This is a genomic window from Nocardioides sp. GXQ0305 (assembly GCF_050880345.1).
In the GTDB taxonomy this organism is placed as follows: Bacteria; Actinomycetota; Actinomycetes; order Propionibacteriales; family Nocardioidaceae; genus Nocardioides.
Map to the genome: position 1 here is coordinate 311,659 of NZ_JBNYXG010000003.1, position 14,720 is coordinate 326,378.

At 72.8% G+C, this 14,720-nt stretch carries 12 protein-coding genes; 7 read left to right on the plus strand and 5 right to left on the minus strand.

Features of this window, described 5'->3' with window-relative positions; genetic code table 11:
• Positions 1–58: 58 nt before the first annotated feature.
• Positions 59–592: an ANTAR domain-containing protein gene (locus tag ACQ1X7_RS10120; RefSeq protein ID WP_432478057.1), complete on the plus strand. Its 534-nt coding sequence runs from the start codon at positions 59–61 to the stop codon at positions 590–592.
• 68 nt (positions 593–660) lie between these two features.
• Here ACQ1X7_RS10120 and ACQ1X7_RS10125 read toward each other — a convergent pair whose 3' ends face one another.
• The 4 genes from ACQ1X7_RS10125 to ACQ1X7_RS10140 form a co-directional block, all read right to left on the minus strand.
• Positions 661–1,059 (minus strand): hypothetical protein, encoded by a 399-nt coding sequence (locus ACQ1X7_RS10125; protein ID WP_432478058.1) that lies wholly within the window; start codon positions 1,057–1,059, stop codon positions 661–663.
• Positions 1,060–1,216: 157 nt separating this feature from the next.
• Positions 1,217–2,137: a GNAT family N-acetyltransferase gene (locus tag ACQ1X7_RS10130; RefSeq protein ID WP_432478059.1), complete on the minus strand. Its 921-nt coding sequence runs from the start codon at positions 2,135–2,137 to the stop codon at positions 1,217–1,219.
• Positions 2,138–2,209: 72 nt separating this feature from the next.
• A complete protein-coding gene (locus ACQ1X7_RS10135) occupies positions 2,210–2,782 on the minus strand; it encodes a YceI family protein (RefSeq protein ID WP_432478060.1) in 573 nt (190 codons plus the stop codon).
• Between the two features lie 157 nt (positions 2,783–2,939).
• Entirely contained in the window at positions 2,940–4,634 is a 1,695-nt protein-coding gene (locus ACQ1X7_RS10140; protein WP_432478061.1) for a M28 family peptidase, read from the minus strand.
• A 247-nt stretch (positions 4,635–4,881) separates the two neighbouring features.
• On the opposite strand from ACQ1X7_RS10140, the gene ACQ1X7_RS10145 reads away from it, so the two are divergent.
• From ACQ1X7_RS10145 to ACQ1X7_RS10165, 5 genes are all read left to right on the plus strand, one after another.
• Positions 4,882–5,157 (plus strand): hypothetical protein, encoded by a 276-nt coding sequence (locus ACQ1X7_RS10145; protein ID WP_432478062.1) that lies wholly within the window; start codon positions 4,882–4,884, stop codon positions 5,155–5,157.
• Between the two features lie 24 nt (positions 5,158–5,181).
• Positions 5,182–7,002 carry a glutamine--fructose-6-phosphate transaminase (isomerizing) gene (glmS, locus tag ACQ1X7_RS10150; protein ID WP_432478063.1) on the plus strand — a complete coding sequence of 607 codons (1,821 nt, stop codon included), beginning with the start codon at positions 5,182–5,184 and terminating at the stop codon, positions 7,000–7,002.
• 102 nt (positions 7,003–7,104) lie between these two features.
• Complete coding sequence (locus tag ACQ1X7_RS10155) at positions 7,105–7,749, plus strand: hypothetical protein (RefSeq protein ID WP_432478064.1); 645 nt, start codon at positions 7,105–7,107, stop codon at positions 7,747–7,749.
• Positions 7,750–7,827: 78 nt separating this feature from the next.
• The gene (locus ACQ1X7_RS10160; protein WP_432478065.1) at positions 7,828–8,871 is read left to right on the plus strand and encodes an SGNH/GDSL hydrolase family protein; all 1,044 of its coding nucleotides are present in this window, start codon (positions 7,828–7,830) and stop codon (positions 8,869–8,871) included.
• Positions 8,872–8,918: 47 nt separating this feature from the next.
• Positions 8,919–10,802 (plus strand): penicillin-binding transpeptidase domain-containing protein, encoded by a 1,884-nt coding sequence (locus ACQ1X7_RS10165; protein ID WP_432478066.1) that lies wholly within the window; start codon positions 8,919–8,921, stop codon positions 10,800–10,802.
• 107 nt (positions 10,803–10,909) lie between these two features.
• On the opposite strand, the gene ACQ1X7_RS10170 is transcribed toward ACQ1X7_RS10165, so the two are convergent.
• Positions 10,910–13,018, minus strand: coding sequence for an elongation factor G-like protein EF-G2 (locus ACQ1X7_RS10170; protein WP_432478067.1), 2,109 nt, complete (start codon positions 13,016–13,018; stop codon positions 10,910–10,912).
• A gap of 232 nt (positions 13,019–13,250) precedes the next feature.
• Between ACQ1X7_RS10170 and ACQ1X7_RS10175 the strand changes: the two genes are divergently transcribed.
• Positions 13,251–14,720: an NAD-dependent succinate-semialdehyde dehydrogenase gene (locus ACQ1X7_RS10175; protein ID WP_432478068.1), complete on the plus strand. Its 1,470-nt coding sequence runs from the start codon at positions 13,251–13,253 to the stop codon at positions 14,718–14,720.

The following is a 14,720-nucleotide window of genomic DNA, read 5'->3' on the forward strand; positions in this document are numbered from 1 at the left end:
CGGGCTCCCCGGCCCGTCGTCCCCCGCCACCTGGGGCGGAGAGCGCCATACTGGCCACGTGGAGGAGCAAGGCCGTGACGGTGCCGAGGTGTGGCGGCTGATCGAGGCCCTGACGGACGACGTCAAGCGGGGTCGGGCGGACATCGCGGCGCTGGTGAGCCGCGCCGACGCGTCGGACGCTCGTGCCGATGCCTCGGAGGCCCGCGCCGACCGGGCAGAAGGCCGCGCCGACGAGGCAGAGGCCCGCGCCGACAAGGCGGAGGCCCGCGCCGACCAAGCCGACCTCCGGGCCGACATCGGGGACATCCGGGTGGACAAGATCGCGGCGGCGGAGCTCGTCGACCGCGAGCTGATCGCCGAGCTCCAGGCAGACGGTGAGGTGAGCAGGAAGCACCTCAGGGAGTTGGAGCGGGCGCTGCGGTCGTCACGAGTCATCGGTGTGGCGATCGGCATGCTGATGGCCAGCCGCGACCTCGATGAGGACCAGGCGTTCGCAGTCCTGGCCACGGCAAGTCACGACTCCGGCCAGAGGTTGCGAGACATCGCGGAGCTGCTGGTACGGGGCACCCCGGGAGACGAGCCGTCCCGATAGCGCTGGTGCGCGCGATCACCATCGACGGACGGCGCACCGTGCGAGACGTCCTGCTGGCCGGCGTTTCGCTAGCGGTCCGGTTCGCACCAACCACTGGCCCGCATCTGCTCCGCGATCTCTCTCTGGTCGGCGGCCCGGTCGCGTCGATCCGCGGCTTCGTCGCGCCGATCCGCAGCCCGGTCGCGAGCGTCAGCGGCCCGGTCGCGTCGATCCGCGGCCTGTTCGCGTGCGGCTGCCCGCCGGGCGGCCTCACGCCCACGCTCGGTCCCCGCCGCCTCGCGGAGGTCGGCCGCGTGCTCCCGCTCGTCGGCCGCGTGCTCTCGGGCATCGGCGGAGCTGGCGCGCGTCTCCAGGTCGATGTCACGTTCGTCGGCAACTCGGTCACGTGCATCGGCGGCCCGGTCGCGTTCGTCGGCGGCCCGGTCACGTGCGTCCGCCTCGCGGTCCGCGTTCACGTTGGCGCTCATGGACTTGACTCGTCCCCATGCTACGGCAGAGCAGGGTGCCCGGACGGGCGACCGCTCCTCGGCCCCGAGGGTGCGCCGGGGCCGTCCAGGGCGTGTGCAGAGCTGGACCGGACCTCTTCGCTGCCCGCGGATTCCCGGCTCGCGGTGGCCGCACCGCTCAGAGGTCGATCGCCCGGTTGACCCAGACCGAGGTGACCTCCATGCCGACCTTCTCGTAGAGGCCGAGGGCGCCGGTGCGGGAGTCGGTGGACAGGCACGACGACTCGGCGCCGTGCTCACGGCCCACGCGGAACGCGTCGACCATCAGCGCCTGGGCCAGGCCCTGGTGGCGCTGGTCGCGTCGTACGGCGAGGCGCGCGACGTAGGCCTCGGGCGGGCTGCCGTCCTCCGTGATCGCCAGCGTCAGGTGCGCCATCCCGACGACGTCCCCCGCTGCGTCGGCGACGAGCCGGAGCTGCCAGGGCGCGAAGCCGGGCCGGCCGGTGATCTGGGCCATGAAGTCGTCGTAGGGCTCGCGGTCGCGCACCGACCACTCGAGGAAGGCGTCCTCGGCCACCGTGTGCACGGCCGGGTACTCCTCCGGCCGAGCCTCCCGGAGGACGTACCCCTCGGGAAGCGGGCGGTCCACGATCGTGGCGCCGGGCGGCAGCTTCAGCACCCAGCTGGTCCAGCGGACCCGGTAGCCGAGGGCGGCGAGGAGCAGGTCGCCCGAGGAGCCCTCGGGCACCGGCATGCCGATCACCGTGCTGCCGCGGGCGCGGGCGGCGTCCTGCATCCAGAGTGCGAGCGCGGTCCCGATGCCGCGACCTCGGTGGCGGGGGTCGACGGCGGCGTCGCCCCGGTCGGCGGCGGTCACCTCGGCGTACCCGACGAGGCGGTCGCCGTCGAAGACCCCGACCGTGGACGCCGCCACCTCGAAGCTCGGCCGGCCCCAGTCGGCGACGATGTCGGCCTCCTCGATCTCGACCGTGCCGAGGTCGGCCTGCTCCTGGGCGGCCATCACCTCGTAGACGGCGCGGGCGTCGTCCTCCGAGAGCGGGCGGGAGGTCAGCCCGGGCGGGAGGTCCAGCGTGTGCATGACCACATGGTGGCGCCGCGGACGACGACGGGGCCACCGGATTTCTCCGGTGGCCCCGACAGGGGGTGCGGGTCAGGCGCTCTTGATGGCCGAGATGTCGAACTCGAGCTTGACCTTCTCCGAGACCAGGACGCCGCCGGTCTCGAGGGCCGCGTTCCACGTGAGGCCCCAGTCCTTGCGGTTGACCGTCAGCGCGCCCTCGAAGCCCACGCGGGTGTTGCCGAACGGGTCGACGGCCGAGCCGGTCTCCTCGAAGTCGATCGTCACCGGCCGGGTGACGTCCTTGATGGTGAGGTCGCCGGTGACCGTCCAGGTCTCGCCGTCGCGGGTGACCTCGGTCGAGGCGAAGGTCCACTGCGGGAAGCGCTCGACGTCGAAGAAGTCGGGGGAGCGCAGGTGCCCGTCGCGGTCGGGGCTGCCGGTGCTGATCGAGGCCGGGTCGATGGTCAGGCGGACCGACGAGGCGGCGGGGTCGGTCGCGTCGACGCGGGCGGTGCCCTCGAAGGCACCGAAGTGGCCGCGGACCTTGGTCACCATGGCGTGGCGGGCGGTGAAGCCGAGCCGCGAGTGAGCCACGTCGAGGGCGTAGTCGCCGGTGACGTCCGAGATGGCGGTGGTGGGGGTGTCGAACTCCGTGCTGGTCACGCTGTCCTCCGGGGAGTGAGTAGTTGAACGTTTGACCAGTACAACGCGACGAGGCTGAGGGTATTCCCCGGTCGGCAGACTTCTTCTCCGGACGCAGAACGCCGACCCCCCGTCGGGGAGGTCGGCGTCCTGCTTCCTGCGTGAGGGCGCGGATCCGTCAGGCGGACGGACCGGCGTGGGCGTGCTGGCGACCACCGTCGGTGCCGACGGTGCCCTCGGGACCGGCCGGCTCGGTGGGCAGGTCCAGCTTGCCGCTCTTGGGCACGTCCTTGCCCGGGACGCCGTTCACGTCCTCGGTCGAGTACGCGAGCGAGAGCAGCGTGAAGGCGATCGCGTCGCTGTTGACCCCCAGCGCCTCCAGGGACACGTTGCCCTCGAGGTCGTTCTCGGCGTCGAGCTCGGCGTAGACGGCCGGGTCCGCGCCGTCCCCGACCGGGTCGAGGCTGTCACAGGCCTGGTGGTAGCACGGGTCGTAGGACTCGCCCGTGACGCCCTCCCAGATCGCCTCCTGCTCCTCGGTCTTCGGGACCTCGGCGCCGGTGAACAGGCCGCTGGCCGGGATCCCGTCGAGGATGAACGCCTCGTAGTCGCTGCGCCCGGAGAACTCGCTGTCCTCGTACGGGATCTCCTGCCAGGTGAAGTAGATCTCGAAGAGGTCCTCGAGCGCTGCCGATCCGGCCGGGATCGGAACGCCGTCGGGTGCCGGGAAGCTCGACTCGTCAGCGTCGTACACGCCGTAGATGAAGTTCGGCGAGCCGATCATGTCGAAGTTCACGTACGCCGCGATCCGGTCCAGCTCGGACTGCGGCAGCCCGTCGACGTAGTCCTGGGAGCCCACCAGGCCCTGCTCCTCGGCCGCCCACCACGCGAAGCGCAGGGTGTTGTGGTTGCGGACCTTGCTCATCTGCTCGGCCAGCTCGATGAGAGCGGCCGAGCCGGACCCGTTGTCGTTGATGCCCGGGCCGGCCTCGACCGAGTCGAGGTGGGCACCCGCCATCACGACGTTGTCCTTGTTCTTGCCCGGGTTCTCGGCGATCACGTTGAAGTCCTCGCGGATCTCCGGCTCCTGCACCTCGACGAACGCCGTGGAACCCGGCTGGGCCAGCGCCTCACCGTCGGCGAAGCTGGCGCCGACCACGGGGATGGTCAGGTTGCTGGGACCGCCCTCGTCCAGGGTGGACGCGTTGCCGACGATCAGCTCTTCACGGTCGGGCGAGTTGCCCTGGTTGAAGATGATCACGGCCTCCGCGCCCGCGTCCTCCGCGTTGCGCGACTTGTTGGCGAACCCGCACGTGCCGCGCTGGATCAGCGCGATGTCGGAGGGGCCGCTGAAGTCGAGGCCGGCGAAGTCGTCCGGCGTGCAGCCGCTGTCGCTGGCACGGTCGCCCACCAGGTTGATGTCGACCGGGATCACGGTGCCCTCGACGCTGCCGAAGCCACTGCCGGTGAAGACGCCCGTCTCGTAGTCACCCTCCACCGGAGTCAGCTGCTGCAGGATCGGCGGCACGAAGTACTCGACGTCCACGGGGTCGAGGCTGACCTTCCAGCCCGCCTTCCGCAGCTTGTGGACGACGTAGTCGACGCTGTCGTCGTAGCCCTGGGTGCCCGCCGCGCGCGAGCCCGGGTAGTACTGGTCGTCGTTGGCGTCGGCGATGGCCTGGAACGCGCGCTCGTGCTTCATCACACCTTCTGCGCTGACGCAGGCGAGGAGCCTCTGGAAGGTCTTGTTGGGCTGCTTCTCGCAGCTCCGGGACGTGGGCTTCTTGTCCCGGTCACGGGAGGCGGCTTCGGCGGACTGGGTGGCGAGCGGGAGCAGGGCGGCGAGCAGGACCGCGGTAGCGGCACCTGCCACCGCACGCGTCCGTACGCGCGCTGGTGGGGCGAGGTGACGGATCATCGTCCGGGGTTTCCTTTCGGTGGCGCCGACTCCCCACGTGCCCCCCCGGGCACAGTCGGATGGAGGTCAACCTAGGACGAACCGGAGCGGGCAGGGAAGGGTGCGAGGACCGACCGCCGCGAGACGTCGGCATCGCGGCATTTCCTGCCCGAAATCGGGCAGGAACTTGCATCAATGCGGCCGGATGTCCACCATTTCGGTCGTGCCCGCCGTTTCCGACGCCGACCCGGCCCTCGTCGAGCACGTCGTCGCGTCCACCGGGCTCGCCCCGGACGTCGCCCGCCGCCTGGTGGGCGACGTGCTCGCGTTCCACGCGGAGCCGGTTGCCGACTACGTCCGGCGGCGGCACGCCGAGCTCAGGACGTACGGCGCCCGGAACCCGGAGATCTTCGACCGGATCGGGCAGGAGCTGCGCCACCGGGTGGTGGCGGCTCCGGAGCTCACCGAGCGCCAGCTCCGGCGTCTCGTCTACGGCTGACCAGCAACCCGAGAGGACCACCACATGTGCGGCATCGTCGGCTACGTCGGCGCCCAGCAGGCAGCGCCCATCCTGCTCGAGGGGCTGACCCGGCTCGAGCACCGCGGCTACGACTCGGCCGGCGTGGCCGTGCTCGGCGGCAGCGGGCTGCGGGTGCGCAAGGCGGCGGGCCGGGTCCGCGACCTCGCCGAGGCCCTGCCCCGGCGCTTCTCCGGGAAGGTCGGCATCGGCCACACCCGGTGGGCCACGCACGGTCCGGCCACCGACGCCAACGCCCACCCGCACACCGATGCCGACGACCGGGTCGCCGTGGTCCACAACGGCATCCTCGACAACGCCGCGGCGCTCCGGGCCGCGCTCACCGACGCCGGTGTCGAGCTGGCGTCCGACACCGACACCGAGGTGCTCGCCCACCTGGTCGCGCGGTCGGACGCCGACACCCTGGAGGGCAAGGTCCGCGACGCCCTCGCCGCCGTCGAGGGGACCTACGGGCTGGCGGTGGTGCACGTCGACTTCCCGGACCGGATCGTGGTGGCCCGGCACGGCAGCCCGCTGATCGTGGGGGTCGGCGAGCGGGAGATGTTCGTCGCGTCCGACCTGGCGGCGCTCGTCCGCCACACGACGACGGTGGCGCACCTCGAGGACGGCGAGCTGGCGACGGTGACCGCCACCGGGTTCACCACGATGCGCCGTGACCTCACCGCCACCCACCGGGAGGCGGCGACCCTCGACCTCGACCCGGGCGCGTTCGAGGCCGGCGAGCACGCGTCGTACATGCGCAAGGAGATCGCCGAGCAGCCGGAGTCGGCCGAGCGGGTGCTGCGCGGGCGGATCGACGAGCGGTTCGCGACCGCCCACCTCGGGGGCCTCGGCCTCGACGCGCGGGAGACCCGGGGCATCAGCCGCGTCAAGGTGCTCGGCTGCGGGTCGGCGTACTACGTCGGGCAGATGGGCGCCGCGCTGGTCGAGGAGCTCGCCCGGATCCCGGCGGACGCCGAGGCCGCCAGCGAGTTCCGCTACCGCGACCCCGTGATCGAGCCCGACACCCTCTACGTCGCGGTCACCCAGTCCGGCGAGACCGTCGACACCCTGCTCGCGGTGCAGGAGATCCGCCGCAAGGGAGGTCGGGTCGTCGGCCTGGTCAACGTCGTGGGCTCCGCGGTCGCCCGCGAGTGCGACGGCGGCGTCTACCTCCACGCCGGTCCGGAGGTGGCGGTCGCGAGCACCAAGGCGCTCACCACGATGTTCCTCGGGTTCGCGCTCCTCGCGCTCCAGCTCGGCCGGGTCCGCGACCTGTCCATCGCCGACGGGCGCCGGCTGATCGCCGGGCTGCAGCGGGTCCCCGGGCAGATCCGCGAGATCCTCGCCCACGAGGACGAGTACGCCGGGATCGCCCGGCAGCTCGCCGAGGCCGAGAGCCTGTTCTTCGTCGGCCGGGTCCGCGGCTTCCCGGTCGCGCGCGAGGGAGCCCAGAAGTTCAAGGAGATCTCCTACCGGCACGCCGAGGCCTACCAGACCAGCGAGCTCAAGCACGGCCCGCTCGCCCTCATCGAGCCGTCGGTGCCGACGGTCGCCATCGTTCCCGACGACGAGCTCGTCGAGCGCAACGTCGGTGCGCTGCACGAGATCGTGGCCCGGGGTGGGCCGCTGGTCGTGGTCACCCACGCCGGCGTCGACCTGGGCGACCTCGAGGCCACCCGGATCGACGTACCGAGGAGCGAGCGGGAGCTGGACCCGGTGCTGCTGACCATCCCGCTGCAGCTGCTCGCCTACCACGCGGCGCTGCACCTGGGCCACGACATCGACAAGCCGCGCAACCTCGCGAAGTCGGTGACGGTCGAGTGAGGGGGCGGGGCGCTCACCTGCGGGGGTAGTGGTGGCCCGGGGGCCGACGTGGTTGGCTCAGGGGGCCCGACACACCCCCGGCCCCTCCTCGAAGGAGCAGTCATGGCAGACCATCGCGAGCACCCCGTCGACGAGACCCGCACGGGTGACCACGCCTACACCGACGACGTCGTCCACACCGAGGACCGCCGCGAGGTGGTGAGCAGGGAGCGGGAGGAGCACGGCGGCGTCAAGGTCGGGTCGGCGTTCTTCGGCTGGCTGGCCGCGACCGGCATGGCGGTGCTGCTGACCGGCCTGGCCGCGGCGGCGGGCGCCGCCGTCAGCGTGGCCACGGGCAACCAGTCCACGGCCGAGGCGGCCGATGCGGTCGGCCCGCCCGAGACCGTGGGCCTGATCGGCGGGATCGTGCTGCTGGCCATCCTGTTCCTGTCCTACTACTGCGGCGGGTACGTCGCGGGCCGGATGGCGCGCTTCGACGGCATCAAGCAGGGCATCGCCGTGTGGGTCTGGGCGATCGCCGCGGCGGTCGTGGTCGGGATCCTCGGCTACTTCGCCGGCGACGAGTACAACGTGCTCCAGGACGTCGACGGCTTCCCCCGGATCCCCGTGGGCGAGGGCGAGGTGACCACCGGCGGCGTCATCGCCCTGGTGCTCGTCGTGCTGGTGACCCTGATCGGCGCGATGGCCGGCGGCCTCGCCGGAATGCGCTTCCACCGCAAGGTGGACCGCACCGGCCTCGGCAGCTGACGCTGGCGAGGCGCGCCGAGGCTCCCTATCGTGAGCGGCGGCCACACTCTGGTGGCCGCTCTCGGGAAGGGAACCACCATGTCCGTCGGCCTGCCCGCACGACCGATGCCCAGGCGGCTGCTGTCCGCCGTCCTGCTCACCGCCCTGCTCGTCGGGGGCGCCCCGCTGCTGACCCACGCGCCGGCCGCGGCAGAACCGGCCGCTCCGGCGTACGTCGCGCTCGGCGACTCCTACTCCTCGGGCACGGGGACCCGCGACTACATCGCCGACGGGACCGACTGCCAGCGGTCGACCTCCGCCTACCCCAGCCTGATCGCCAGCGCACGCGGCTACGCGCTGGACTTCCGCGCGTGCTCCGGCGCCCGGGTCGCCGACGTGACCCGGGCCCAGCTCTCCGCGCTCTCCGCGGCCACGAGCTACGTGACGGTCTCGGTCGGCGGCAACGACGCGGGCTTCGCCGACGTGCTGACCGAGTGCGCGACTCCGTGGTGGGCCGGTGACTGCGACGGCGCGATCGACGGGGCGCAGGCCTTCGTCGCCGGGACGCTGCCCGGCCGGCTCTCGACGCTCTACGGCCAGATCCGCGACGCGGCGCCGAACGCGCAGGTGGTCGTCGTCGGCTACCCGCGGATCTTCATGGGCGAGGACTGCAACGCCCTGACCTGGTTCTCCCCGGAGGAGCAGGCGCGACTCAACCAGACCGCCGACCAGCTCAACGCCCGCACGGCCGCGGTGGCCGCGTCGTACGGCTTCGGCTTCGCGGACCCGACGGGCCGCTTCGTCGGCCACGCGGTGTGCGACGACCCCGAGTGGATCAACGGGCTGTCCAACCCGATCGGCGAGAGCTACCACCCCAACCAGCCGGGGCACGCGTCCGGCTACACGCCGACGGTCAGCCCGGTGCTCACCGGCTCCGCGGTCACCGCCACGCCTCGCCTGCTCGCCACCGCGGCCGCGCAGGCCGACGAGCTGGCCGCGCAGCAGCGGACGTACGCCGCCCGCGACCGCGCCATCGAGCCCACCACCGTCCGGGTGCCCGACGTCACCTCGGCCAAGGCCCGCGCCCTGGCCCGGGAGCACGGCGTCGACCTCGACCGCTGGCTGGCACGTCAGGCCGGCTAGGTCCGCGTGCTCACGTCGCGCCACCGGCCGGGTGATGGAATGGGCGCATGTCTCGGACGCTCGATCGGACCCTGGCCGGTGTGGCCGCGACCGCCCTGCTGCTGACCGGCTGCTCGGCGGTCGACGGCGCGACCGCCCCCGACCCGGCCGATGCGGCCGGGCAGCTGGCCGACGGGCTGGCCGAGGGCGACCTGTCCGGGGTCGCGTTCACCGAGGACGGCGCCGACCAGGCGTATGCAGATGTCGTCGACGGGCTCGGCGAGGTCACCCCGACGGTGTCGGTCGAGGAGGTGGCCGAGCCGGAGTCGGACGACGCCACCGCGGTCGCGACCCTCGGCTGGACCTGGCCGGTCAGCGAGCAGGACTGGACCTACACCACCGAGGCGGAGCTCCGGCTGGTCGACGACCACTGGCGGGTGGTGTGGGAGCCGTCGCTGGTGGAGTCCTCGCTGCACGCCGGTGGGACCCTCAGCCGCCGCACGGTGCAGGCCGGGCGGGCCGACATCGTCGGTGCCCGCGGCGAGCGGCTGGTGACCGAGCGGCCGGTCGCGCGGTTCGGGATCGACAAGTCGGCGGTGTCGGACAAGAAGGCCGTCGCGTCGGCGCGCCGGCTGGCGGGGCTGCTCGACATCGACGAGGCGGCGTACGTCGAGCGGGTGAAGGCGTCGGGCGACCTGGCCTTCGTCGAGGGCATCGTCTACCGCCGCGAGGAGGTCCCGGTGCGGGTGGCCGCGTCCTACGAGCGGATCCCCGGTGCCCTCGCGGTCCAGGACTCCCTCGCACTGGCGCCGACCCGCGATTTCGCGGCGCCGATCCTCGGCACGGTCGGCGAGGCGACCGCCGAGATGGTCGAGGAGGACCCCGAGCGCTACCAGCCCGGCACCGAGGCCGGGCTCTCCGGCCTGCAGCTGCGCTACGACGAGCAGCTCGCCGGGACCCCGGGCGTGGAGGTGGTCACGACCACCTCGGACGACGAGGAGCGGGTGCTGTTCGAGGAGAAGCCGGTCCGGGGCACGCCGCTGCGGCTGACCCTCGACGTCCGGCTCCAGTCGACCGCCGAGAGCCTGTTGGCGCCGGTCGGTCCCGCCAGCGCCCTGGTCGCGATCCGGCCGTCCAGCGGGGAGATCGTGGCCGCGGCCAACGGCCCGGGGACCGACGGCTACAACATGGCGACGTACGGGCAGTTCGCGCCCGGTTCGACGTTCAAGGCGGTCAGCTCGCTGGCGCTGCTCCGGTCCGGCCTGGCCCCCGACGCGGCCACCCGCTGCACCGACACGCTGGTCGTCGACGGCAAGCAGTTCGAGAACTACGACGACTACCCCGCCGACGGCATCGGGACCATCCCGCTGCGGACCGCGGTGGCCAACTCGTGCAACACCGCCTTCATCGCCGCCCGCTCGCGGCTGGGGCGTGGCGACCTCGCCGACGCGGCCGCCTCGCTCGGCCTCGGGGTCGACCACGACCTCGGCTTCCCGGCGTACTTCGGTCAGGTGCCGCCGGCGGAGTCGGAGACAGAGGCCGCGGCCGACATGATCGGCCAGGGCCGGGTGCTCGCCTCGCCGATGGCGATGGCGACCGTGATCGCCTCGGTCCAGTCGGGCACCACGGTGCTCCCGTCGCTGGTCGTCGACCACGAGGTCGAGCAGGAGGACTTGCCGGCGCTGCGCAGCGGCGAGGTCGGGCAGCTCCGCGACATGCTGCGCGGCGTGGTCACCTCGGGCAGCGGCGTGGCGCTCGCCGACGTCCCCGGCGGCCCGGTGATCGCGAAGACCGGCACCGCCGAGTACGACGACGACGGCGCCCTGCGGACCCACGCCTGGATGATCGGCGCCCAGGACGACCTGGCGGTCGCGGTGTTCGTCGAGACCGGTGAGTCCGGCTCGAGCACCGCCGGCCCGATCCTCGAGTCCTTCCTCCGCGCCGCTCGTTGAGTTGGGCTCCCCTCGGCGTCGAGTTGGGCGCGCCGTCGATCTGAACGGCGAGCGAGGCCCAACTCAACGGCGAGCGAGGCCCAACTCGACCTTCGGTCGGTCCCGGTTCAACGGTCGCGGGGCTGGACCTTGGTGGCGACGTCCTCGGGCATCGGCTCGTAGTGGGCGAAGCTCCGGGTGAAGGTGCCGGCGCCGTGGCTGGCCGAGCGCAGGTCGACGGAGTAGCGGACCAGCTCGGTCTGCGGCACCTCGGCCATCACCTTGGTGCGGTCCTCGCCGACCTTGTCGGTGCCGAGCAGACGCGCCCGGCGCGAGGACAGGTCGCTCATCACGCTGCCGACCTGCTCGTCGGGCACGATCACGTCGACCAGGTCGAACGGCTCCAGCATCGTGATCGACGTGGCCGCCGCGGCCTCCCGCAGCGCCAGGGCCCCCGCGGTCTGGAAGGCCATGTCGGAGGAGTCGACGCTGTGCGCCTTGCCGTCGGTGAGCGTCACCCGGAGGTCGACGACCGGGTACCCGTGGCGGACGCCGCGCTCCATCTGGGCCCTGACGCCCTTCTCGACGCTGGGGATGTACTGCCGGGGCACGGCACCACCCACGACCTTGTCGACGAACTCGAAGCCGGACCCCTCCGGCAGCGGCTCCACGATGATGTCGCAGACGGCGTACTGGCCGTGGCCGCCGGACTGCTTCACGTGGCGGCCGTGGCCACTGGCGCTGCCGCCGAAGGTCTCGCGCAGCGACACCACGAACGGCACCTGGTCGACCTGCACGCCGTACCGCTCGGCCAGCCGCTCCAGGGTCGTCTCGGCGTGGGCCTCGCCCATCGCCCACAGCACCAGCTGGTGGGTCTCGCCGTTGTTCTCGATCCGCAGCGACGGGTCCTCGGCGGCGATCCGGCCCAGGGCCTGGGAGAGCTTGTCCTCGTCGGACTTCGTGTGCGGCGCGATCGCCACGGGCAGCAGCGGTTCGGGCAGCGACCACGGCCGGAGCACGAGCGGGTGGTCGGCGCCGGACAGGGTGTCGCCGGTCTCGGCGCGGGTGAGCCGACCGATCGCGGCGATGTCACCGGCGACGACCGCCGTGGCGGGGACCAGCTGCTTGCCGAACGGGTGGGACAGGGCGCCGAGCCGCTCGTCCTCGTCGTGGTCGGGGTGGCCGGCACCCGCGCCGGCGTCGCCGAAGAACGACGCGAAGTGCCCGGAGACGTGGACGCCGGCGTCGGGGACCAGGGTGCCGCTGAACACTCGGACCAGGCTCAGCCGCCCGACGTACGGGTCGCTGGTCGTCTTGACCACCTCGGCCACCAGCGGGGCCCCGGGGTCGCAGGTGATGGCCGGCGCCTCCTTGCCGGCCGGGGTGAAGACGTCGGGTGAGGGGTGCTCGGCGGGCGACGGGAAGCCGCTCACCGCCAGGTCGAGCAGCTCGCGGCCGCCCACGCCGGTCATCGCGCAGCACGGGACGACCGGGAAGAACGTCGCCCGCGCCATCGCCCGCTCGAGGTCGTCGACCAGGATCTTGGCGTCGATCTCCTCGCCGCCGAGGTAGCGGTCCATGAGGGTCTCGTCCTCGGACTCCTCGATGACGCCCTCGATCAGGTCGCCGCGCAGGGCGGAGAGCTCGTCGTCGCAGGGCTCGAGCAGGCCGGTGAGGGCGGTGACCTCACCCCCGTCGCGCACGGGGACGAAGAGCGGCTTGACCTTGTCACCGAACGCCGCCTGCGCCTGGGCCAGCACCCCGTCGTAGTCGGCGCGCGACTGGTCGAGCCGGGTGACGACGACCGCCCGGGGCATGCCGACCTGGGCGCACTCGCGCCACAGCGACCGGGTGGCGTCGTCGACGTCCTCGTTGGCCGCGACCACGAAGAGCGCACAGTCGGCGGCGCGCAAGCCCGCCCGGACCTCGCCCACGAAGTCGGCGTAGCCGGGGGTGTCGAGCAGGTTGACCTTGATGCCCTGGTGGACGAGCGGCGCGACGGCCAGCGAGTGGGAGCGGCCGTGCTGCTGCTCGCCCGGGTCGTGGTCGCTGACCGTGGTGCCCTCGTCGACCGACCCGGCGCGGGGCACGGCTCCGGCGGTGGCGAGCAGCATCTCGACCAGGGTGGTCTTGCCGGAGCCTCCGGGCCCGACCAGCACGACGTTCCTGATCCGGTCCGGGCTGCTCGCCTCGAGATCCTGCCCGGCTGGTCTCCGTGCGTTCCCCTTGTCGGCCATGACGCCACCTCCACCACGAAGGCAACTCCGGTCCGCGGCCGTTGGCAAGGGGCGAGCGGGGACGAGTGCGGCCGCGCCCGGAATGAGCCGAGCCCCCCACTGCATGGGGTCAGCGGAGGGCCCGGGTCGACGCAGAGTGCTCCCTCCGCAACCGACGCCTCAGAATTGCACGAGCCACGCTCCGGTGTCATCACCCGTTCCCCCCGATGCCGGTGGGTGCGAGGCTGGCCCCATGACCGACCACGACCTCGATTTCGGTGGGCTGCTTCCCGCCCGCCAGCGCAACCTCCTGATCGGCGGAGCGTGGACACCGGCGGCCAGCGGGGGCCGGCTCGAGGTCCACGACCCGGCCGACGAGTCGGTGATCACCGACGTCGCCGACGGCACGACCGACGACGCGGTCGCCGCCCTGGACGCCGCCGTCGCCGCCCAGCACGACTGGGCCCGCACCCCGCCGCGGGAGCGGGGTGAGATCCTGCGCCGGGCCTTCGAGATCATCGTCGACCGGGCCGACGACTTCGCCCGGATCATCTCCCTCGAGATGGGCAAAACCCTGGCCGAGGCCAAGGGCGAGGTGGCGTACGGCGCCGAGTTCTTCCGCTGGTTCTCCGAGGAGGCGGTCCGGATCCACGGCCGCTGGATGCACGCCCCGGCGGGCGGCAGCCGGCTGCTGACGATCCGCAAGCCCGTCGGGCCCTGCCTGTTCCTGACGCCCTGGAACTTCCCCATCGCGATGGGGACCCGCAAGATCGGGCCGGCCGTCGCCGCCGGCTGCACGATGGTGGTCAAGCCGGCCGAGCTGACACCGCTGACGATGCTCGCCCTGGCCGGGGTGATGGCGGAGGCCGGGCTCCCCGACGGGGTCCTCAACGTGGTCACGACCCACGACTCCGCGGCGCTCAGCAGGACGCTGATGGCCGACCCCCGGCTGCGGAAGGTCAGCTTCACCGGGTCCACCCCCGTCGGCCGGATCCTGGTCGAGCAGTCGGCGGGCCAGCTGCAGCGGGTGTCGATGGAGCTCGGCGGCAACGCGCCGTTCCTGGTGTTCGACGACGCCGACGTCGACGCCGCCGTCGACGGGGCGATGGTCGCCAAGATGCGCAACATGGGGGAGGCCTGCACGGCCGCCAACCGCTTCCTCGTCCACCGGGCCGTCGCCGACGAGTTCGGGCGCAAGCTGGGCGAGCGGATGGGGGCGCTCCGCCTCGGGCGGGGCCAGGACGACGGCGTCGACGTCGGGCCGTTGATCAACGGCGCCGCCGTCGAGTCGGTCGGCGGGCTGGTCCGGGAGGCGGTCGGTGCCGGCGCCCGGGTCGTCACGGGCGGTACGCCGCCGGACGGTCCGGGCCACTTCTACCCGCCGACGGTGCTGCTCGACGTCCCTGTCGGTGCCCGGATCGCGGAGGAGGAGATCTTCGGGCCGGTCGCGCCGATCACGACGTTCGACACCGAGGAGGAGGCGGTCGCCCAGGCCAACGCCAGCGAGTACGGGCTCACGTCGTACGTCTACACCCGCGACCTCGCCCGCACGATCCGGATGGCCGAGGCGCTGGAGTTCGGGATGGTCGGCGTCAACACCGGCCTGGTCTCCAACCCGGCCGCGCCGTTCGGCGGGGTCAAGGCCAGCGGCTACGGGCGCGAGGGCGGCTTCGAGGGGATCGACGAGTACCTCGAGACGACGTACGTGTCCCTGCCCGGCTGA